The following is a 20,686-nucleotide window of genomic DNA, read 5'->3' on the forward strand; positions in this document are numbered from 1 at the left end:
TGTGTTAGTAACAAAGTATCAAATAGGAGAAAGACATGAACGTTACTAATAAGCTGTTACAGTGCCGGCCTTACTTACTACGGGCACTGTACGAATGGTTAATTAATAATCAGTTAACACCTAACCTACTGATCGATGCCAACAAAGCAGGCAGCATGTTATCGGATTATGCTTGCAACGGAAAAATTGTACTAAATATCGCACCAATCGCAGTTGCTAATTTGGTGCTGGGCAATAGCGAAGTACAGTTTGATGCCTGCTTTAGCGGAGTACCGCGTCATGTAGTGGTTCCAATGGTAGCTGTGCTAGCGATCTACGCTAGTGAAAACGGTACTGGAACAGTATTTGAGCCTGAGTTAGTGTATAATCAACAAGCACTTTTGTCATGTGATAACACAGATACCAAAGATAATTCTCCTACACCGCCACGTGGCGGTTGCCGACCGTTATTACGCGTTGTCAAGTAATTACTTGACTAGAAGATAGCTATAACTATGTTCCGTCTTGATAAGCTTTTTTAAAGCGACCAACTATCAGAGAAGATCATCAGCAGCCCACTTTTAGAATTGGGCGCCGGTATTAGCTAAAGTTAACATAATTGATGCCTTAATATGCTTCTGCTGCTATATGTATATGCTATACCAGATTGCAGCAATATTCGCTCGGTACTTTTAGTAGGTGGAACTGTGGTAGATATAAATTAAACTTAAAAACAACTACTTTAAAAAAGTACAGTAGTGTGCATCCAATCAACTATACTATAACCAAAGTTGTTGTAATTTCAAAAAGAATACCAAGGTTACGTTTAATATTCATCGCCTTTAAACCCAGGATATTTCTTTGGCAGCTATGCACATACCCCAGGTTTACCGACATAAATGGTCGCAAAATATTTAAATTGATCCATACTATATCTGACCAGCGAATGTTGGCGACGAAACTACATCTTTATGTTAGTTTAAGCTAGCGGATATCTTTGTCAGCTACGCTACGGTATTGATAGTGCTAGGATGGTGCATTTTCTTGGCGCCTACTACCTAATTTAATTGTTCTACTCACGCTAAGTAAGGTATTAACCACCATGGACACCTGGCGGTTAATCTAGCACCAGTAAACTTAGCCGCATTTAATATCTAGGTAGTTAATAACTTGCTTAAATTTATAGCAGCTGAAGTGCTGCTCTATCAAAAACCTGATCAGGTAGCGCTGCCATGATCTAAGCCTAGCAAGGTAAAATTGATAGTTGTTAAGACTAATACAAGAGAAGGCGATCTGAATGTCAACAGAAGAATTAGAATTTATATGGAATAACATCAATGTTGAAGCGCAATTTATGACTGCTTGTGAACCTATGCTAGCTAGTTTTGTTCACAGAACACTACTAAAGCACAAAAACTTAAGCAGTGCATTGAACTATATACTGTCTAATAAACTTAGCAATCAAATTATACCAGTCATCGCAATCAATGAATTATTAGAAGAAGCCTATAGTGCCGATTATAGTATGATTTTATCCGCCGCGCGTGACATCCACGCTGTGCAACTACGAGACCCAGCGGTGGATAACTATTCCACGCCTCTGCTGTATCTGAAGGGGTTTCATGCTCTGCAGGCATATCGTATTAGCCATTGGTTATGGTATACAAACCGCCAGGCGTTGGCATTATATTTACAAAATCAAATTTCCGTATCTTTTGGTGTTGACATTCATCCTGCTGCACACATTGGCTGTGGCATTATGCTAGATCATGCCACTGGCATCGTTATTGGCGAAACATCAGTGGTAGAAGATAATGTTTCCATACTGCAATCAGTAATTCTAGGAGGCACCGGCAAGACCAGCGGAGATCGCCACCCTAAAATTCGCGAAGGAGTAATGATCGGCGCCGGCGCTGCTATTCTCGGAAATATTGAGGTTGGGCGTTGGGCAAAAATTGGTGCTGGTTCAGTAGTCTTACGCTCGGTACCGGCTCATACCACCGCTGCTGGCGTACCAGCAAGGGTGGTAGGTAAACAGAAAGGCGACCGACTATCAGAGGAAATCATCAGCAGCCCACTTTTAGAATTGGGCGCCGGTATCTGACAGCAGTTATGGCAGCGCTGCGGTGAGAGGAAAATTTTTGCTTCATATCTAGGTCTGAGGAAGACAGATAATCAGCTGCAATCCGCCAAGTGGGCTATCTGTTGCTTTTACCCAACCACCGTGCTGTATGACTGCTGTTTCTACGATTGCGAGCCCGAGACCACCAGTAGTTCCGCTGGAATCACGGTCTTTGGCTTGAGAGGTACGGTAAAAAGGCCGAAAAATCTGCTCTCGATCATCTTTGCTGACGCCGGGGCCATCATCGTCAACGGTAATGGTTATCCGATACTGATCGGTGCTAAATCCGACTAATATCCGGTGATGCGAGTAACGTATAGCATTACGCACGATATTTTCAAGCGCACTATTTAGTGCGAAAGCATCACCTATTATGGTCCAGTTACCTGGTAGTGATGTGAACTCCAGGCTTTTGCCCATTTGCTCTGCTTCAAACTGAGCATCACTAATAACATTAGCCCACAAATGGTTTGTCTTCAATACCTCACGCGGACGCTCCGGGTTGTTAGACCTAGAAATTTCTAGTAAGATTGAATTTAGCCGGTGAACTTCGGTATCAATGCGTAGTGCATAGTCATCACCTTGCCGCCGTCGCATTAGCGCGGTAGTTAACTGTATCCTGGTTAATGGCGTGCGCAACTCATGAAATATGTTGTCTAGTATACGTTGATTGTCATTAATATAACTATCATGCCGGTAGTCAAAAGAATTCATTTTGACCTGTATCAAACTCGGGATGCTGTTGTATATGCCCATTCCCACGTACCACCTCATCTGCGGCTGCGGCATGTTTTAGTTCACGCGCAAGTTTGGCTTGACTTCTTGCCAGCCATAATAAAAGAGTAATACTTACCAGTATACTGATAAGTATACTGGTAAGTATTACTGATAAGCAGTAACAGTAATAATAACTTTCGATCAAATAGCAAATAATGTTTTTGATCATGCAGTTGAGACCATTAAATATCCTCGTCCGCGCAAGGTTTTAAACCACGGTTGCCCATCTTGACGTTCTGGTAGCTTGCGACGTACATTAGAAATGTGCATATCAATAGATCGGTCAAATTGTGTTAATCTTTTACCCAAGACCTCCTGGCTTAAATACTCGCGCTGCACTACTTGACCGAGATGCTGCGCCAGTAAATACAGCAAATTAAATTCGGTGCCAGTCAATTCCAGTAACGTACCATCGAAGGTCGCCTCCTGGCGTCCTGGGTTCAGAATCATAAGATCAACCTTAAGTGATGGTGTTCCTGCTTCTCTGGTTTGCTGTTGCTCAGTATCTTTCCAATGTAAGCGGCGTAATATTGCCCTAATACGTGCTATCAATTCGCGATCATTAAAAGGTTTTGGTATATAATCATCTGCCCCCAATTCCAGGCCTAAAACACGATCCAGTTCGTTGCCACGGGCGGTTAGCATAATTACTGGTGTTTGGTAGTGTTGCTGACGTAACCATTTAAGAGTATCAATACCATTCTTACGTGGCATAATAATATCTAGAAGTAATAAATTTATGGAACTGTTAAACTTACTTAACACCTGTTCGCCATCATGGGCTACTTGGACGTTAAAATTTTCCATTTCCAATAATTCACGTAACAACGATGTTAATTTTCGGTCATCATCAACCAAAAGAATATTATTCATTTACTTCATCTCCAGACGTAAAATACGTCATTAATCTAACCTAATTCAAATTATTACTTAACTTTAATTAAAAAATTTAACTTATATATCACCTGTATAGTAATAATAATGAGATGAAGATTATACTTAAGACTTAATGTGTACTAGGGCACGGCGAAAACAGCAATTTTTTGTTGTAACATACAATAACCATGGTATCGGCTGGAACAGCAACAGTTATATTGCTGGCTACTTGCTACTACAAGAATACTGTAAGTAACAAGCTGTCAGTTACCTATAAATAAACTATACATGCTTTTCGCTAAGAATTATGATGAATATACTAACATATCTACCTTGCTGCAAGCAGTAATAGCTATGTCTGTGGGAACCAAGTTGCAGGTAATATCTTTTTAACAATTTGTTCCCAGTTTGTTATATAATACCTAGTTATATATGTTCTCGCCTAGCTAGAATTAATAATCAAACAACAAAAAAAGAACTGAAATTTTCCAGTAAAAATTTATTGTCTATATCGTTCTCTCACTGGAGGAGTAATGCGACATCCGTTAGTAATAGGTAATTGGAAACTTAACGGCAGCACAGAAATGGTAAAAGAACTGATTGTGGCGCTGTGTAATAAACTCAGTAACGTTATTGGCTGTGATGTGGTTATCGCCCCGCCAGTAGTCTATCTTGATCTGGCAAAACATCATTTGGGTATCAGCAATAGCAATCTTACTCTCGGAGCGCAGAATGTCGATACCAATATTGCTGGCGCTTTTACAGGTGAAGTTTCCGCTTCGATGCTCAAAGATATCGGCGCTAAATACATTATCATTGGTCATTCAGAACGCCGCACCTATCATAAAGAAAGTGATGATAATATTGTCAAAAAATTCACTGTGTTAAAATTAACTGGTCTAATTCCGATATTGTGTATCGGTGAAAGCGAAGCAGAAAACCAAGACGGAAAAACTGAGTCGGTATGCGCTCGTCAGCTTGATGCAGTCATTAACCATTTAGGCGTCCAAGCGTTAGAAAATTGCGTCATAGCCTATGAGCCTATCTGGGCCATTGGCACTGGTAAATCCGCAAAACCGACGCAGGTTCAGGCGGTACACAAATTTATCCGCGGGTATATTGCTAAACATAATGTTGAAATTGCAGAAAATATTATTATCCTGTATGGTGGTTCGGTTAATCCCAGCAATGCCACTGAACTATTTACTCAGCTTGATATTGATGGTGCTCTGGTCGGCGGTGCATCGCTGATGGCTGACACATTCGTATTGATTGTTAAAGCTGCAGCGCAAGCAAAACAAAACTTACGGTCGGCTGCCTTAACTTAAGATGACTGAGTTGTTAATACGTAACCAAGATCAATAAAATAAAAGATTGGCTGTTGCCAAATTTAGCAAACGCAAACATGTCAAACTGTTATAACGCTTACCAGCCGCAGCACAAATTAGAATAGTTTTTTCGCAGTTTCCAGGATATCCTTGCGGAAGGGTCGCTTCATATTTTCGATTGCGTCTACTATATCATGATGCACGAGTCTCTCATTTTGCACCCCAATACAGTGGCCACCATAACCTTGTAATAGCAGCTCAATGGAGTACGCGCCCATACGGGATGCTAACACACGATCATACGCCACCGGGCGGCCGCCTCGTTGGATATGACCCAACACTGTAGTGCGAGTTTCCCTTCCTGTTTCTTTTTCAATATATTGAGCTATCTCAGCGAGATTACAGATATGTTCGGTGATCGCGACAATTGCGTGTTTTTTGCCTTTAGCGATACCTGCCTTTATTTCAGAAACTAGGTCGGCAGGTTTGAATTCAACTTCAGGTAACACTATGAATTCGCAACCTCCGGCGATGGCTGACGCCATAGTAAGATCACCGCAATACCGCCCCATAACTTCAACAATGGAGATGCGTTGATGTGACGTCGAGGTATCTCGCAGTCGATCAATAGCCTCGACGACAGTTTCGAGTGCAGTAAAATAGCCAATAGTATAATCGGTACCAGCAACATCATTATCAATTGTACCAGGTAGACCAATGCAGGGAAAACCCATCTCTGTTAGGCGTTTGGCACCCAAATATGAGCCATCGCCTCCTATTACTACCAGCGCATCTAGGCCGCGTTTGGTCATGTTATTAATGGCGATAGCTCGAGTATGTTCATCTTGGAATTCGGGAAAACGTACGGAACCGAGAAAGGTACCACCACGGTTAATTATATCAGAAACGCTATAGCGATCAAGTTTCGACATACAATCTTGAAATAATCCCAGGTAGCCGTCATAAATGCCATACACTTCCAAATTTTCGGCCAGCCCTGCCCGTACTACGCCCCTTATGGCAGCATTCATACCTGGTGAATCACCACCACTTGTTAGTACACCGATTTTTTTAATCATGACTACCTCGCAACTTACAATACTATGAGCTGGCAACCAGGCTATTTTTATGGTTGATAGCAAAATGCAAGGAAAAATATCATGTTATTAGCAGCCGCGCTTTGCGCAGTATATTATCGACGGTGAAACCGAACAAGGGGAATAATTCTTCCGCTGGGGCCGATTCACCAAAAGTGGTGATGCCAACAATTTGCCCGTTAAGGCCAACGTACTTATACCAGTAATCTGTTATTCCTGCCTCAATTGCGACACGAGCCGTCACTGCTTTCGGCAATACCGTTTCTCGATAAGCTTGATCTTGCAAGTCAAAAACGTCGGTAGATGGCAAAGATACTACTCGTACCTTACGGCCTTCATTATTAAATTGCTGATAAGCTGCAACTGCTAGTTCAACTTCCGAACCAGTAGCGATTAAAATTAATTCTGGCTGTCCGTCGCAGTCTTTAAGTATATAACCGCCGCGGGCAATATCTAATACCTGTTGTGACGTACGATCCTGCTGCGCTAGTTTCTGGCGCGAAAGAATAATTGCTGTGGGACCATTACAGTTCTCGATAGCTTTCTTCCAGGCAACAGTGGTTTCTACTTGGTCACATGGACGCCAGTTACTCATATTCGGCGTCATGCGCAAGCTAGCTAATTGCTCTACTGGCTGATGGGTTGGACCATCTGCACCTAGACCAATAGAGTCATGGGTATAAACCATGATGTGCCTAGCTTTCATTAGCGCTGCCATGCGCACTGCGTTGCGGGCATATTCAACAAAAATAAGGAATGTAGCAGTATAGGGAATGAAGCCGCCATGATTAGCGATACCGTTACCAATTGCCGTCATACCGAATTCGCGCACACCGTAATGAATATAGTTACCAGCATGATCATTAACAATAGATTTGGATTGCGACCAGATCGTTAAATTACTTGGTGCTAGATCAGCCGAACCACCTAGCAATTCGGGTAGTATGGGACCAAATGCTTCCAGCGCGTTCTGTGATGCTTTACGGCTGGCCATATTCATTGGATTGGTTTGTAGTTGCTGAATTATTTTATGACTTTCTGCTTGCCAATTAGCTGGTAGCTTACTGTGCATACGGCGTTTGAATTCCAGCGCCAGCTCGGGGAAAGCTTTTTCATAGGCTGAGAATTTCTCCTGCCAGGCCGATTCTTTTTTATTACCAGCTTTTTTCGCATTCCAACTGTGGTATATTTCAGCCGGAATAACAAACGGGGGCTCGTTCCAACCAATCGCTTTTCTGGTAGCATCTATTTCTTCTTGCCCCAGAGGGGAGCCATGAGCGCAGTTTTTACCAGCTTTTGTTGGCGCGCCGAATGCAAGAATGGTTTTACAAATTAGTAGCGATGGCTTATCAACGACAGCACGGGCATTGTCGATTGCTTTCTGAATGGAAGTACTATCGTGGCCGTCAACGTAGTGCACGACGTGCCAACCATAGGCTTCAAAACGGGCGGCAGTGTTATCTTGAAACCAACCATCGACGTCACCATCAATGGAAATACCGTTATCGTCGTAGAACGCCACCAGTTTTCCCAGCTTAAGAGTTCCTGCTAACGAGCATACTTCATGGGAAATGCCTTCCATCATACAGCCGTCGCCGAGGAAAACATAGGTATAGTGATCAATAAGATTATGGCCGGTACGGTTAAACTGTGCTGCCAACGTGCGCTCCCCAATTGCCAAACCAACGGCGTTAGCTATACCTTGGCCAAGTGGGCCTGTAGTGGTTTCTACACCATTGGTAGAACCATATTCCGGATGCCCAGGAGTTTTAGAATGTAACTGCCGAAAGTTTTTCAATTCTTCCATCGGTAGATGATAACCTGTTAGGTGTAATAGGCTGTAAAGCAGCATAGAACCGTGACCGTTAGACAGAACAAAACGGTCTCGGTCAATCCAGTTTGGATTGGAAGGATTATGATCCATATAATCGAACCACAGTACTTCGGCAATATCCGCCATACCCATTGGCATACCAGGATGACCAGAATTAGATTGTTGTACTGCGTCCATACTTAACGCACGGATAGCATTTGCCCGTTCTTTTCGGGATGTCATTAAAGGCTCCAAATTTTACATTTTACCGCCAAAAGACTAGCAAATTGATTCAGCTAGCTTGTCCACGGCCATTGCATCATAGTTATTTATGTTTATGTTCCAAACGGAATTACCATTCCAACAGCTGCACTAACCAGATTGTGCGAGCAACGATCACAGCGATTTTATGAAGTTCATCCAGCATATTACAGTTAATTTATTTCCAGGTGTAGGCCAGTTTAATAAGTATACGTAAATTAGGTCATTGTTCTTCTAGTGCGACTAATTTTATTGCATTGGTAAAACATATATACTGCGCTTGAAGGATAAGTCAGCATTAACTTCTTTATTGAGTAAAGATACATTATCGCACGCGTGATAATTTCATCGCACGCGTGATAATTTCTACGCTGATATTAATCGCTAATTTGTTGCTAGCGGCATTGTTAAGTTCACAGAAGGATTGGTGGTTGCATCTGGTTGCGAGTCGTAATGACGGATGGACTGAATATCTCCACTGTCTGTCTGCTACGACGGTTGGAAATTGTTTAGACGGTCGTCTAACTGGCGCAGTTATCTATTACACTCCATCAATCAAATTATTATTTACATAAGTTACTGCAAGCCTTAGGAGAACATCGATTTGCGTACAGTACCATATACAACAATACAGATAAATTCTGGTTAGAGCACTCTAATAAAAAAATCGATGTAACGATGCGATGCCTATGTCGAGTCGGCTATCAAAATGTATGGTTAGATCTCGTACTATATGTGCATATTTTACAACATGTTTCGATTTTACAAATAATTGAAAGCGGCAGTGACATGTTTCACTCCGTTTACTTTACTAGCAATTGCCGATGAGGCTTTACCATCAGCGTTAGTTACTAGTCCCAAGAGGAAAACTTCGCCATTCTCCGTGGTTATTTTCAATTTTGATACATTAACTGTGCGTATCAGCAACTTCGCACGGATCTTGGTGGTAATCCAGGTATCTGTTAATACACATTTTAATGATACTGGCTGCCCCTGACGGATTTCATTATAGACTTCGGTAACACCATCAACTCTCATCGTAATCTGCTTAGCTATTTCTGCCAACTTTGATGTCGGCGCTTGACCAGTTAGTAGAACTTTGCCCTGATATACCGTATTGGAGATGCGCGCTTCTTTATGAACTTTCTGATCTTTTGCAAGCGCATTGGCTACCCGTGCTTCAAGTATACCATCATCGATCTGGGTGCCGAAGGTGCGTGGATCGGTCACGGTTTTAGTGGTGACCACAGCGGTACCGATTACCATAGCACCAACGCATCCTTGAAGCATCAAAACTGCCAACTGCAGTATTAATGATGTATAAGCCTTCATGTTCGCTCCTTAACAACTAGCAAGATGTAAAATAACTACAACTAACTAATATAGAAAATTGTATATTTAGCATTGTCAGCTCTGGAATACACGTTCTGCTATTGTACGAAATTTTGATGGCTTATTACCTAATAATAGCATCAGTAATAGCAGTATGCTGGCAAATGCTCCTCAATCATTAGAGCAATGATAGGTGGACATAACTTGTGATACTACAAATATTGACGCGCAAAATGACTTGCTTGGCGTAGATTATAGATTACATCCTGCTAACCAGAGCATTAGCGATTACGTTAAATACCAATATATTGGCATGCAACTAGTAAAGTACCATGCGATAACAGTTGATAGACTGTGCTGTAATCTAATATTTTAGAGTGTGGTAATTACTGAATCAGCATGTTAATAGCATAGGTGATGGTTTCTGGCCCCAACAGCAACAATCAAGGTTTAGTATGGGAGTCATTAATATTAATTATTTAAGTTCGTGTAACTTTATTCGCCTAACAAGAAAAAATAACATGATTTTAGTAGATTGGTTAAAGTCGCCGTGAGGCGCCCGCTAAACTTTCGCTATAGGCACAACTAAGCATAGGTGCTGCTTGCATTGCTACTTCGAAGCTAGTTGCACATGTGCAACTGAATAAGCAGCACCTGTTAGCTAATTTTAACAATCATCCAAGAAAGGAGTAACAATAAATGAGCAAGGTTCGATTGGAATTGGACCTACAGCTAGCTTGCGATGATAAATATGGTTTACCAGCCGAAGCTGATTTCCGGCGCTGGCTATTGGGTGTGTTGCCGCTGTTCCGTGATTACGCGGAAGTAACCGTGCGCCTAGTGGACGAAGTGGAAATTCATGCACTAAACTTAACCTATTGCGGCAAAGATAAGCCAACCAATGTGCTTGCATTTACATTGGAAGCACCACCGGAAATAGAACTCACATCGTTGGGGGATTTAGTTATTTGCCGCCAGGTAGTGGAGTACGAAGCAAAGCAACAGGGAAAAGCGTTGGAAGCGCATTGGGCACATATGGTGGTTCACGGTTCGTTACACTTGCTAGGTTATGATCATGTTTTGGAGATTGAAGCCATCCAGATGGAATCTATAGAAACTGCAATAATGCAAAACCTTGGTTACCCAGATCCATATATTTCTTGATAATATTGCAGAATATAGTTAATCACTATCGCCAATAACTAGCGATGCTGCTGTTGATCTGCGTGCGCTAGTGACCTTGGTACCAGTACCATCCTCAGCCAACGTGGGTACGTGGCTTTGGCACCTAGCAATATTCAACAGTCTATAAAAGAATATAGGCACTACTATCTATCGATATTTTCTTGAAGCGTGCCCTGCTGGTTATCGGCAGGCAGGTAACATATGATGGTTTAACCATATAATAGCAGAAGAAATTGGTTGACTGCAGCTTATCAACTATGCATAATATACTACTTAAATGCGAATTTAGATCATACAGTTCAGCTATCACTATTAGTGCTGAGGTTACCGTTAGCATTATTACGTTGTAGTTGCCAACATACTTTGCGGGAGTGGCGAAATTGGTAGACGCACCAGATTTAGGTTCTGACGCCGCATGGTATGCGAGTTCAAATCTCGCCTCCCGCACCATAATTTTTTGGTGTGCAGCGTATGGGATATAGCCAAGCGGTAAGGCAGCGGGTTTTGATCCCGCCACACCCAGGTTCGAATCCTGGTATCCCAGCCAATGTTATCTAAAATACAAGAGCTTTGTAATCAAATTGATTACAAAATAGTTAAACTATGGCTACGTAGCTCAGTTGGTTAGAGCACAGCACTCATAATGCTGGGGTCACAGGTTCGATTCCCGTCGTAGCTACCACCATATTGTGGGGTATAGCCAAGCGGTAAGGCACCGGATTCTGATTCCGGCATCCCCAGGTTCGAATCCTGGTACCCCAGCCTTCAATTATTTTCCAATGTTGCATGCAGTTTTTGCATTGTTTTTATGCCGAATATTGAGTTACAGTTAAATAATTATACTTCTCACGCAACAATATAAAGAGGTGTCTGTGTCATTTAGTTCTTATTATCATCTCAACGAGAAGATCGTAATTGTTGGCATCAGCCGCCAATACAATATTGACTTTTATAAGTTGGTAATAAGTTAAATTTTCTGCTGGTTTTTACGAACTACCGGCGCTGGTAGACTACATTGCTTGTATGATATTGATGTTTATACCAGTTTATTATGGAATCTGCTCTTGTTGAACCTAACTAAGTATGCGTACTAGCCAATATCTTCTGGCTACCATCAAGGACATTCCCACTGATGCTGACTTGATTAGTCATCAGCTGATGCTACGAGCTGGTATGATTCGCAAACTAGCTTCCGGTCTTTATAACTGGCTACCTACTGGTTTACGTGTACTGCGTAAAGTAGAAAATATCGTGCGGGAAGAAATGAACAAAGCCGGTGCAATTGAATTATCCATGCCGGTAGTACAGCCAGCAGCTTTGTGGAAGGAAAGTGGACGTTGGTTTCAATATGGTCCGGAACTGCTAAGGTTTGCTGACCGCGGCACGCGCCAGTTAGTACTTGGCCCAACGCATGAAGAGGTGATAACTGATCTCATTCGCAATGAGATCAGTTCTTACAAGCAGTTGCCGTTGAATTTCTATCAGATACAAACTAAATTTCGTGACGAAATACGACCGCGTTTCGGCGTCATGCGCTCGCGGGAGTTTGTAATGAAAGATGGCTATTCCTTCCATACTAGCCAAGATTCGCTAAATAATACCTATAACGCGATGTATAATGCGTATAGTGCTATTTTCACACGTATGGGGTTGGAGTTCCGTGCGGTACATGCAGAAACAGGCTCCATCGGAGGTAGCACATCCCACGAGTTTCAGGTTATAGCTGACAGCGGTGAGGACGAGATTGTTTTCTCGACAGCATCAAATTACGCCGCCAATATCGAATTGGCCGAGGCTGTCGCCCCGAGCGTCATGCGCGCCACTCCTGGAGAAAAAATGCGACTAGTGGATACACGAGATATCCATACCATCGCTGAACTGGTGGCACACTTTGCGCTTCCGCTGGAAAAAACTGTTAAAACGCTGTTAGTACGCGCCAGAAAAGACACTGGTCATCAACTTGTTGCGCTGATAGTACGTGGCGATCATCAGCTAAATTACGTTAAAGCGGAGAAATTGCCGCAGGTCGCCGTCCCACTGACATTTGCCCAAGAAGAGGAACTCAACTTGGTATTCGGCACCGAACTCAGTTTTTTTGGTCCGGTGAATATGAAACTGCCGCTAGTCATCGACCACAGCGTGGCGGCAATGAGTGACTTTGTTGCCGGTGCTAACATAAATGGTAAACATTTTTTTGGAATTAACTGGGAACGAGATTTGCCGCTGCCCCAGGTAGCTGATCTGCGCAAAGTTGTCGACGGTGATCTCAGTCCTGACGGTGAAGGATATCTGCAAATTAAGCGCGGAATTGAAGTAGGTCATCTCTTCCAGCTAGGCACAAAATATTCAGAAGTTATGAAAGCAACCGTTCAGGTTGACCAAGATCATCATCAAACGCTGATTATGGGCTGCTACGGCATAGGTATCACCCGCATAGTAGCAGCAGCTATCGAGCAAAACCATGACGAGCATGGTATTTTGTGGCCAGAGGCACTGGCACCTTTCAATGTTGCTATTTTACCAATGAATATGCATAAATCCTGCCGTGTTAAAAATATAGCGGAAAACCTTTATCAGCAGCTTCAGATGCGAGGTTTCGATGTTCTTCTAGATGACCGCGAAGAGCGCCCTGGCGTCATGTTTACTGATATGGAACTAATCGGTGTACCACATCAGTTGATCATAGGCGATCGTCATCTCTATAAAGAAGAAATAGAGTATAAAAATCGTTGCAACGGTAATAGATGTATAATGAATATCAGTTTGATTGTTGACTTTTTAACAAAGAAAATTACTACAGCTAGCTAAATGATACTTGCGATTGTATTATAATTTGATAGTAAGTAGTAAAAACGTAATACGGCGTAGAATATTAATGTTTATATTGCATCATCGTAGATGACAAGCGCTTGGAAAATCCCTATACTCCTACTAGGAGTTAACCAGACAGTCGCTGCTTTACCGTTGTCCCAATATGGGAAACGGGGTGGGGGAGGAAAGTCCGGGCTCCATAGGGCAGGGTGCCAGGTAACGCCTGGGAGGTGTAAACCTACGACAAGTGCAACAGAGAGAAAACCGCCTATGGCCCCTAACGGGATCAGGTAAGGGTGCAAGGGTGCGGTAAGAGCGCACCGCGCGGCTGGTAACAGTTCGCGGCACGGTAAACTCCACCCGGAGCAAGGCCAAATAGAGGTTCTCATGGTATGGCCCGTACTGAACCCGGGTAGGCTGCTTGAGCTAGTGCGTGAGTACTGGCCTAGATGAATGACTGTCCACGACAGAACCCGGCTTAACGGTTAACTCCATTACTCAGTTAAACCTACCTACATCTTAAGTACATACCCCATTTAAAATGTTGATATTATAGCTGGTTGGGGTTACTCAGGCGCTGATCGTGCGTTCTATCTAGCCAATAATTATTTGTGATAAATCTAAATACCCAAAGTTTTACCGAATATAGGTATGTGTTTTAGGTAAGATTTCACACCTACTACAAAAATCAATCAAATATTAATATTATGCGGCTTGTATGCCGTACTATTACATTCCGCGCCATGCAGCGCGGGTTAGCATGGTTTTTAGGAGATTAGTTTATGGCACTGTGGGGCGGAAGGTTCAGCCAGGTTTCAGATCAACGTTTTAAATCTTTTAATGACTCACTTTGTTTCGACTATCGCTTAGCTGAACAGGATATTATTAGTTCGTTAGCTTGGTCCCGCGCTTTGGTTACCGTAGGTGTGTTGAGCGAATATGAGCAAAAACAGGTGGAAGATGCTTTAAACATCATCTTGGAAGAAGTGCATACCACGCCGGATGCCATCCTTACCAGCGCGGCGGAAGATATTCACAGCTGGGTTGAACAACGATTGATTGAAAAAGTTGGTGACTTAGGTAAGAAGTTACATACCGGACGCAGTCGTAACGATCAGGTAGCAACTGATCTTAAATTATGGTGCAAAGCACAAGTAACAGAATTACTTAGCGCAATACGGAAATTACAGCAAGCACTGGTGTTAACTGCCGAGGCAAATCAAGACGTGGTAATGCCAGGCTATACCCATTTGCAACGTGCGCAACCAATTACTTTTGCCCATTGGAATCTAGCATACTATGAAATGTTGTCACGTGATGAAAGCCGCCTTATGGATACATTAACACGGCTGGACGTAAGTCCGCTAGGTACCGGTGCGCTAGCTGGTACAGCCTACGCTATCGATCGCGATCGGTTAGCTGGCTGGCTAGGTTTTGCTGGTGCCACCCGCAATAGTCTGGATAGCGTTTCCGATCGCGATCATGTTATAGAATTGATATCTGACGCGGCAATTGGAATGGTACATCTATCCCGTTTTTCCGAGGATCTGATTTTCTTTAACACTGGCGAAGCAGGATTTATAGAATTATCCGATAGTGTCACATCCGGCTCATCGCTAATGCCACAAAAGAAAAATCCAGATGCGTTGGAACTGATCCGGGGTAAATGTGGGAGGGTACAAGGCGCACTAACCAGTATTATGATGACCCTAAAGGGATTACCGCTAGCATACAATAAAGATATGCAAGAAGATAAAGAAGGGCTATTTGACGCACTGGATACATGGCTGGACTGCCTACACATAGCAACACTGGTACTCGATGGTATGCAACTTAAAGCCACAATTTGCCGGGAAGCAGCGCAGCAAGGTTATGCTAATGCGACTGAGCTTGCGGATTATTTGGTGGCAAAAGGTATTCCCTTTCGCGAGGCGCACCATATTGTTGGTAAAGTAGTGGTAGAAGCCATTCGCATTGGACTTCCCTTAGAGGCTATACCACTGGTACAACTGCAGGCATTCAGTACGGTTATAGACCTGGATGTTTATCCAGTACTAGCTTTGTCATCATGTCTTGCGCAACGTCATGCTAAAGGTGGTGTAGCGCCAGAACAGATCGCGCAGGCTATCTTGGAAGCAAAACAGTCTCTGAGAAGCAAAATAGCGGTTGATGTAAATTAGTAAATTAATTGTTGTAGTTTGCGTTAAAATTGCACCAACTAGTCAGATTGAACAGCTATAAAGTTGTTTAGTAAACACTGTTACAACTATAAATAGAGACCATGATTATGAACTTTACGCTACCTTACCTGCCTTATAGCTATGAGGCTATGGAACCTCATATTGACAAAGAAACAATGAGGATTCATCATACCAAACACCACCAAGCATATGTCAATAATGCAAACATCGCCTTGGAAAACTTCCCGGATTTTGCCCATATGCCGGTTGACGAGCTTATTCAAAAACTTGATCAGATCCATGCGAACAACCAAACTTTACTGTTACTACGTAATAATGCAGGTGGTCATGCTAACCATAGCCTGTTCTGGAATGGTTTAAAACAAGGTACTATCTTGCAAGGCAAATTTAAAAGTGCTATTGAACATGATTTCGGTAATATTGAAGCCTTCAAAGAAACTTTCGAACAGTCTGCTGTAGCTTATTTCGGTTCTGGCTGGACCTGGCTTGTAAAAAAAGATCTAAAACTGGCCGTAGTATCCACTGCCAACCAGGACAATCCACTTATGGGTGAAGCTATTTCTGGTACCGCCGGCTACCCAATTTTGGGCTTAGATATTTGGGAGCACGCTTATTATTTAAAATATCAAAATCGACGTACAGATTACGTCAAATCATTCTGGCACGTAGTAAACTGGGATGTAGCAGCCGCTCGTTTCAATCAAGCCTAATTTATCCTCATCGCACTGTTTGTTTGCCAGCCTATCCTAGTTACCACCGTATCAGCAAGGCGATGATACGGTGGTAACTAAGAAGAACAAAAAATAATGGTGAGGGAAGGTAAAGTATTGGAATATGTTGTGTGATTATTGCCGAATAAACTATTCGGCATATTAGATTAGATCCAGTGCTTATTTTGCAATATGTTGAATTATCAACAACTAACTATTATCACTAAGCAAGTTTGCTTATTGCTCCTACCCCCTATCGCACTGAAAAACGGTTGAGGTATAACTGAACATTTCCAGATATGCTGGGAAGAGCGCGCTAAATTATTCGTTGAAGGTGCTAGACAGCACAGAAAATAACACCATGAACTTATTAAAAGTGTTGGCAGCTGTTAGCTCAGTAACTATTATTTCTCGCATTGTGGGTTTTATTCGCGATGTAATCGTTGCTAGCGTGTTTGGCGCAGGTATGGCAAGCGATGCTTTTTTTATCGCTTTTAAAATTCCTAATTTGCTTCGTCGAATATTTGCCGAAGGAGCACTTTCACAGGCTTTTGTTCCAGTTTTGGCTGAATATAAGAGCCAGCAGGGCAACGTTTCCACCCGCCTATTTATTGCCTATATCGCTGGCTTACTAACGTTGGTGCTGACGCTAGTCACTGTCGCAGGTATAATAGCAGCACCTTGGATGATTATAATCACTGCGCCGGGATTTACCGATACGCCAGAAAAATGCGCTCTAACCACCTCGCTGTTACGTTGCACTTTCCCCTATATTTTACTCATCTCCCTCACCTCGCTGGTTGGAACAATACTCAATACCTGGAGCCTGTTCTCGGTGCCAGCAGTGGCGCCAACGTTGCTTAACGTCAGTATAATTGGATGCTTACTACTAACTGTACCGTTGTTTCATCCTCCGGTAATGGCCCTGGCCTGGGCAGTCATAACTGGTGGCGTTATACAATTTTGTTATCAACTGGCATACTTGAAAAAAATAGGCATGTTAGTGCTACCTAGGATACAATTACGTGATGCTGGTGTATGGCGTGTACTTCAGCAAATCGGACCGACAATGATCGGCTTTTCTGTCAGCCAGATTTCTCTGATTAGTAACACTATATTAGCTTCATTTCTGGTGTCAGGCTCAGTATCATGGATATATTATGCTGACCGTTTGATGGAATGCCCATCCGGAGTGCTAGGTGTTGCACTGGGAACCATTTTACTGACCTCGTTATCGCGAAGCATTACCTGCGACCATCAAGATGAATATTCCAGACTGCTGGATTGGGGACTACGCTTATGCTTTATATTAGCGTTGCCAAGCGCGGTGGCACTTGCAATTTTGGCATATCCGTTAACGGTAGCATTGTTCCAGTACGGTAAGTTTTCCGCCTTTGACGTTTTTATGACCCAGAGAGCGCTGACCGCCTACTCTATTGGTTTGGTTGGAATAATTTTGGTAAAAGTACTAGCGCCCGGATTTTACTGCTGTCAGGATATTAAAACACCTGTGCGGATGGCGATAATTACGTTGGTAATGACACAACTGCTGAACTTAACCTTTCTTAGTACGCTAAATCACGCCAGTCTGTCACTATCTATTGGTCTTGCTGCTTATCTAAATGCTGGTCTTTTATACTTGCAGTTACTTCGAAAAAAAATATTTCAGCCCCAGCCAGGCTGGCTTAGTTTTTTTTGCCGTCTAATGTTAGCCATAATTATAATGGCCGCGACGTTGGTCGGGCTGTTATCAGTAATGACAGACTGGACGCAGGGCTGCATGCCCTGGAGGCTGGTGCGCTTGATGCTTGTGGTATTGGTAGGTATTGTATTTTATTGCACTTCATTGTGGTGGTTGGGATTACGACCAAGCCAATTCAAACGCTCGTTACAGAATTACTAAAGAGTGTCTCGTATGCATCAGACGTGCTATTTGCTTATCGATTCTGGCAGTAATTTGCAGATAGTTACATTCTTTCAACAGTTTCGATACCCAATAACTCTAGTCCTTGCTTCAGTATGCGCGCGGTTAGCAATGCCAGTTGGAGACGGCTTTGTCGTAACGTGTCATTCTGAGCATTCAGAATGGGACAAGTTTCGTAAAAGACTGAAAATAGCATAGCTAGGTCATAAAGATAGGCACATAACACGTGGGGTGTGCCATGTCGTGCTACTGTAACGATTGCCTCTTCCAACTGCAGCAGACGAACTGCTAGCTGTATTTCCTGTTTTGCCTCTAGCTTAATATGGCCGTTTAGCTGTTGCTCATCCTGGTAGCTGCGTTTTAATATCGATGCTATCCTGGTATAGGCATATTGCATATAAGGCGCGGTATTACCCTCGAAACTCAGCATATTGTCCCAGTTGAAAATATAATCAGTAGTGCGGTTTTTCGATAAATCGGCATACTTAACTGCCCCGATACCAATCACCTGAGCAATCCGTTCCAGCTCATTAGCTTCCATAGTTGGATTTTTAACAGAAATAATTCTTCTAGCGCGTTCTAGCGCTTCGTCCAGCAGTTCAGTGAGCTTGATTACACCGCCGGCGCGGGTTTTAAACGGCTTACCGTCCTTACCTAACATCATACCAAACATGTGGTGTTCAATGGGTACTGACTCAGGCACGTAGTTGGCTTTACGAACGATAGTCCACGCCTGCATCAAATGCTGATGCTGGCGTGAATCAATATAATAGATAATTCGATCAGCTTTTAGAGTTTCGTAGCGGTATTTGGCACAGGCGATATCTGTTGTTGTATATAGGTAAGCGCTATCTTTTTTTTGGATTACTACCCCTATCGGTTCACCATCTTTATTCTTAAATTCCTCTAGAAAAACCACGATGGCACCTTTACTCTCTACAGCCAGCCCTTTAGCCTTTAAATCCGCTACTATACCAGGCAACATAGCGTTATATAGACTCTCCCCCATAACATCATTACGCTTCAGCGTTACGTTAAGCAGATCATAAGTTTGTTGATTTTTCGCCATGGTAAGATCCACTAAATGACGCCACATACGCCGGCAATATTCATCACCAACCTGGAGTTTTACCACATAACTGCGGGCGCGTTCGGCAAAAGATGGCTCCTCATCATAATGATGTTTAGCAGCGCGATAAAAATTTTCTATACTTGATAGCTGCATGTCAGCTTCGCTATTTTTCTGCACTTTTTCTAGATAAGCTATCAGCATGCCAAACTGCGTTCCCCAATCACCGACGTGGTTGGCCCTTATGACATTATGGCCCAAAAATGTCAGTGTACGCACTGATGCATCGCCGATGATGGTTGAGCGTAAATGACCAACATGCATTTCTTTGGCAATATTGGGCGCAGAATAATCAACCACAATCGTCTGCGGAACGGCACTAGTCACCCCCAGACGCGGTGAGGCAAGAGCCTCAGTAAGCTGCTGAGCTAGCCAGTGTGGTTCGAGAAAAATGTTGATGAAACCAGGATCAGCGATATTAATTTTGCAGGCTATACCGTTTAAGTCAAGCAAACCTACGACTTTTTCCGCTAGCGCACGGGGCCGCCAACCGTGCTGTTTGGCAAGCGCCATAACACCATTTACCTGATAATCACCGTACTGAGATTTCGCTGATGGTCGAACCTGCGCTTCACAGTCAGTACTAGCACCTGCAGCTACAAGTACCTGCTTGATTTTGTTCGATATTAGTATGCGGATATTCATCGAAATACCTTTGTGGCATGGATACCACGCTCTTCAAGCGTTAATGCTTGGCTAGCTATTATAGCATCAGCAAACAGTATATTTACGTAATCGACCACCTCTCTTAATTTTTATTTTATTACTTATAATTCCATGTTTATAAAAACAGAGTTAATCTCATCCATTGTACTAAGTACTAAGGATGAAACATTTGAACAAAGCCGTATCAGATGATAAAATCATGGCTGCAGCAGCTATAGGTGATGTGTTGATCGCTTTGCTGCAGCATGCATGATTGTGCTATCGATATGTTTCAGCAGATATTTATGAAAACTAATTTTTTAGTTCTTTCCAAAGATTATTTTTGAACTAACTAACTTATAGTTAATTAAACTATATAAATATATAGGATGTGCTTTTACATACAATTAACCTATGTACAAATATTGTGTTTATCTCAATATAAATAACTGGTGGTCTTATAGCTAGGTTTTAGCGTCAAAATTACTTATTGCAT

13 protein-coding genes, 4 tRNA genes, 1 other RNA gene and 1 pseudogene are annotated in these 20,686 nt (G+C 42.7%); 13 read left to right on the top strand and 6 right to left on the bottom strand.

Going from position 1 to position 20,686, the window contains the following annotated elements; genetic code table 11:
• Positions 1-35 precede the first annotated feature (35 nt).
• Together MEPCIT_RS01395 and cysE are read left to right on the top strand one after the other, a co-directional pair.
• A complete protein-coding gene (locus tag MEPCIT_RS01395; RefSeq protein ID WP_013975666.1) occupies positions 36-467 on the top strand; it encodes a ClpXP protease specificity-enhancing factor in 432 nt (143 codons plus the stop codon).
• Between the two features lie 809 nt (positions 468-1,276).
• Positions 1,277-2,083, top strand: a complete 807-nt coding sequence (cysE, locus tag MEPCIT_RS01400) for a serine O-acetyltransferase (RefSeq protein ID WP_013975667.1) — start codon at positions 1,277-1,279, stop codon at positions 2,081-2,083.
• A 48-nt stretch (positions 2,084-2,131) separates the two neighbouring features.
• Here the strand turns inward: cysE and MEPCIT_RS01405 are convergent.
• Both MEPCIT_RS01405 and cpxR read right to left on the bottom strand, forming a co-directional pair.
• Positions 2,132-3,030, bottom strand: a pseudogene (locus MEPCIT_RS01405) (ATP-binding protein); the annotation flags it as partial.
• 13 nt (positions 3,031-3,043) lie between these two features.
• The gene (gene cpxR / locus MEPCIT_RS01410) at positions 3,044-3,751 is read right to left on the bottom strand and encodes an envelope stress response regulator transcription factor CpxR (protein ID WP_013975668.1); all 708 of its coding nucleotides are present in this window, start codon (positions 3,749-3,751) and stop codon (positions 3,044-3,046) included.
• Positions 3,752-4,287: 536 nt separating this feature from the next.
• On the opposite strand from cpxR, the gene tpiA reads away from it, so the two are divergent.
• Positions 4,288-5,082: a triose-phosphate isomerase gene (gene tpiA, locus MEPCIT_RS01415; RefSeq protein WP_013975669.1), complete on the top strand. Its 795-nt coding sequence runs from the start codon at positions 4,288-4,290 to the stop codon at positions 5,080-5,082.
• Positions 5,083-5,198: 116 nt separating this feature from the next.
• Here tpiA and pfkA read toward each other — a convergent pair whose 3' ends face one another.
• The 3 genes from pfkA to dolP all read right to left on the bottom strand — a co-directional run bounded on the left by pfkA (position 5,199) and on the right by dolP (position 9,585).
• The gene (pfkA, locus tag MEPCIT_RS01420; RefSeq protein WP_013975670.1) at positions 5,199-6,161 is read right to left on the bottom strand and encodes a 6-phosphofructokinase; all 963 of its coding nucleotides are present in this window, start codon (positions 6,159-6,161) and stop codon (positions 5,199-5,201) included.
• A 79-nt stretch (positions 6,162-6,240) separates the two neighbouring features.
• Positions 6,241-8,235, bottom strand: coding sequence for a transketolase (tkt, locus tag MEPCIT_RS01425; protein WP_013975671.1), 1,995 nt, complete (start codon positions 8,233-8,235; stop codon positions 6,241-6,243).
• Positions 8,236-9,015: 780 nt separating this feature from the next.
• Positions 9,016-9,585: a division/outer membrane stress-associated lipid-binding lipoprotein gene (gene dolP / locus MEPCIT_RS01430; RefSeq protein WP_013975672.1), complete on the bottom strand. Its 570-nt coding sequence runs from the start codon at positions 9,583-9,585 to the stop codon at positions 9,016-9,018.
• A 699-nt stretch (positions 9,586-10,284) separates the two neighbouring features.
• Here dolP and ybeY point away from each other — a divergent pair.
• From ybeY to murJ, 10 genes are all read left to right on the top strand, one after another.
• Positions 10,285-10,749, top strand: a complete 465-nt coding sequence (ybeY, locus tag MEPCIT_RS01435) for an rRNA maturation RNase YbeY (protein WP_013975673.1) — start codon at positions 10,285-10,287, stop codon at positions 10,747-10,749.
• 386 nt (positions 10,750-11,135) lie between these two features.
• Positions 11,136-11,220 (top strand) — tRNA-Leu (locus MEPCIT_RS01440).
• Between the two features lie 22 nt (positions 11,221-11,242).
• A tRNA-Gln gene (locus MEPCIT_RS01445) sits at positions 11,243-11,317 on the top strand.
• 58 nt (positions 11,318-11,375) lie between these two features.
• A tRNA-Met gene (locus MEPCIT_RS01450) sits at positions 11,376-11,452 on the top strand.
• Positions 11,453-11,460: 8 nt separating this feature from the next.
• Positions 11,461-11,532, top strand: a tRNA-Gln gene (locus MEPCIT_RS01455).
• Positions 11,533-11,853: 321 nt separating this feature from the next.
• Positions 11,854-13,578: a proline--tRNA ligase gene (locus MEPCIT_RS01460; RefSeq protein WP_013975674.1), complete on the top strand. Its 1,725-nt coding sequence runs from the start codon at positions 11,854-11,856 to the stop codon at positions 13,576-13,578.
• Positions 13,579-13,704: 126 nt separating this feature from the next.
• Positions 13,705-14,078, top strand: an RNA gene (rnpB, locus tag MEPCIT_RS02380) — RNase P RNA component class A.
• A 285-nt stretch (positions 14,079-14,363) separates the two neighbouring features.
• Complete coding sequence (argH, locus tag MEPCIT_RS01465) at positions 14,364-15,761, top strand: argininosuccinate lyase (protein WP_013975675.1); 1,398 nt, start codon at positions 14,364-14,366, stop codon at positions 15,759-15,761.
• 101 nt (positions 15,762-15,862) lie between these two features.
• The gene (gene sodA, locus MEPCIT_RS01470; protein WP_193352867.1) at positions 15,863-16,492 is read left to right on the top strand and encodes a superoxide dismutase [Mn]; all 630 of its coding nucleotides are present in this window, start codon (positions 15,863-15,865) and stop codon (positions 16,490-16,492) included.
• A 361-nt stretch (positions 16,493-16,853) separates the two neighbouring features.
• The gene (gene murJ, locus MEPCIT_RS01475) at positions 16,854-18,395 is read left to right on the top strand and encodes a murein biosynthesis integral membrane protein MurJ (protein WP_013975677.1); all 1,542 of its coding nucleotides are present in this window, start codon (positions 16,854-16,856) and stop codon (positions 18,393-18,395) included.
• A 64-nt stretch (positions 18,396-18,459) separates the two neighbouring features.
• Here the strand turns inward: murJ and argS are convergent, their stop codons facing one another.
• Positions 18,460-20,190 carry an arginine--tRNA ligase gene (argS, locus tag MEPCIT_RS01480; RefSeq protein WP_013975678.1) on the bottom strand — a complete coding sequence of 577 codons (1,731 nt, stop codon included), beginning with the start codon at positions 20,188-20,190 and terminating at the stop codon, positions 18,460-18,462.
• Positions 20,191-20,686: the final 496 nt, after the last annotated feature.

It is taken from the genome of Candidatus Moranella endobia PCIT, from assembly GCF_000219175.1.
In the GTDB taxonomy this organism is placed as follows: domain Bacteria; phylum Pseudomonadota; class Gammaproteobacteria; order Enterobacterales; family Enterobacteriaceae; genus Moranella; species Moranella endobia.

Coding starts and splice junctions, on each gene's coding strand:
- MEPCIT_RS01395 (WP_013975666.1), top strand. CDS start 36: ATGAACGTTACTAATAAGCTGTTACAGTGCCGGCCTTACTTACTACGG.
- cysE (WP_013975667.1), top strand. CDS start 1,277: ATGTCAACAGAAGAATTAGAATTTATATGGAATAACATCAATGTTGAA.
- cpxR (WP_013975668.1), bottom strand. CDS start 3,751: ATGAATAATATTCTTTTGGTTGATGATGACCGAAAATTAACATCGTTG.
- tpiA (WP_013975669.1), top strand. CDS start 4,288: ATGCGACATCCGTTAGTAATAGGTAATTGGAAACTTAACGGCAGCACA.
- pfkA (WP_013975670.1), bottom strand. CDS start 6,161: ATGATTAAAAAAATCGGTGTACTAACAAGTGGTGGTGATTCACCAGGT.
- tkt (WP_013975671.1), bottom strand. CDS start 8,235: ATGACATCCCGAAAAGAACGGGCAAATGCTATCCGTGCGTTAAGTATG.
- dolP (WP_013975672.1), bottom strand. CDS start 9,585: ATGAAGGCTTATACATCATTAATACTGCAGTTGGCAGTTTTGATGCTT.
- ybeY (WP_013975673.1), top strand. CDS start 10,285: ATGAGCAAGGTTCGATTGGAATTGGACCTACAGCTAGCTTGCGATGAT.
- MEPCIT_RS01460 (WP_013975674.1), top strand. CDS start 11,854: ATGCGTACTAGCCAATATCTTCTGGCTACCATCAAGGACATTCCCACT.
- argH (WP_013975675.1), top strand. CDS start 14,364: ATGGCACTGTGGGGCGGAAGGTTCAGCCAGGTTTCAGATCAACGTTTT.
- sodA (WP_193352867.1), top strand. CDS start 15,863: ATGATTATGAACTTTACGCTACCTTACCTGCCTTATAGCTATGAGGCT.
- murJ (WP_013975677.1), top strand. CDS start 16,854: ATGAACTTATTAAAAGTGTTGGCAGCTGTTAGCTCAGTAACTATTATT.
- argS (WP_013975678.1), bottom strand. CDS start 20,190: ATGAATATCCGCATACTAATATCGAACAAAATCAAGCAGGTACTTGTA.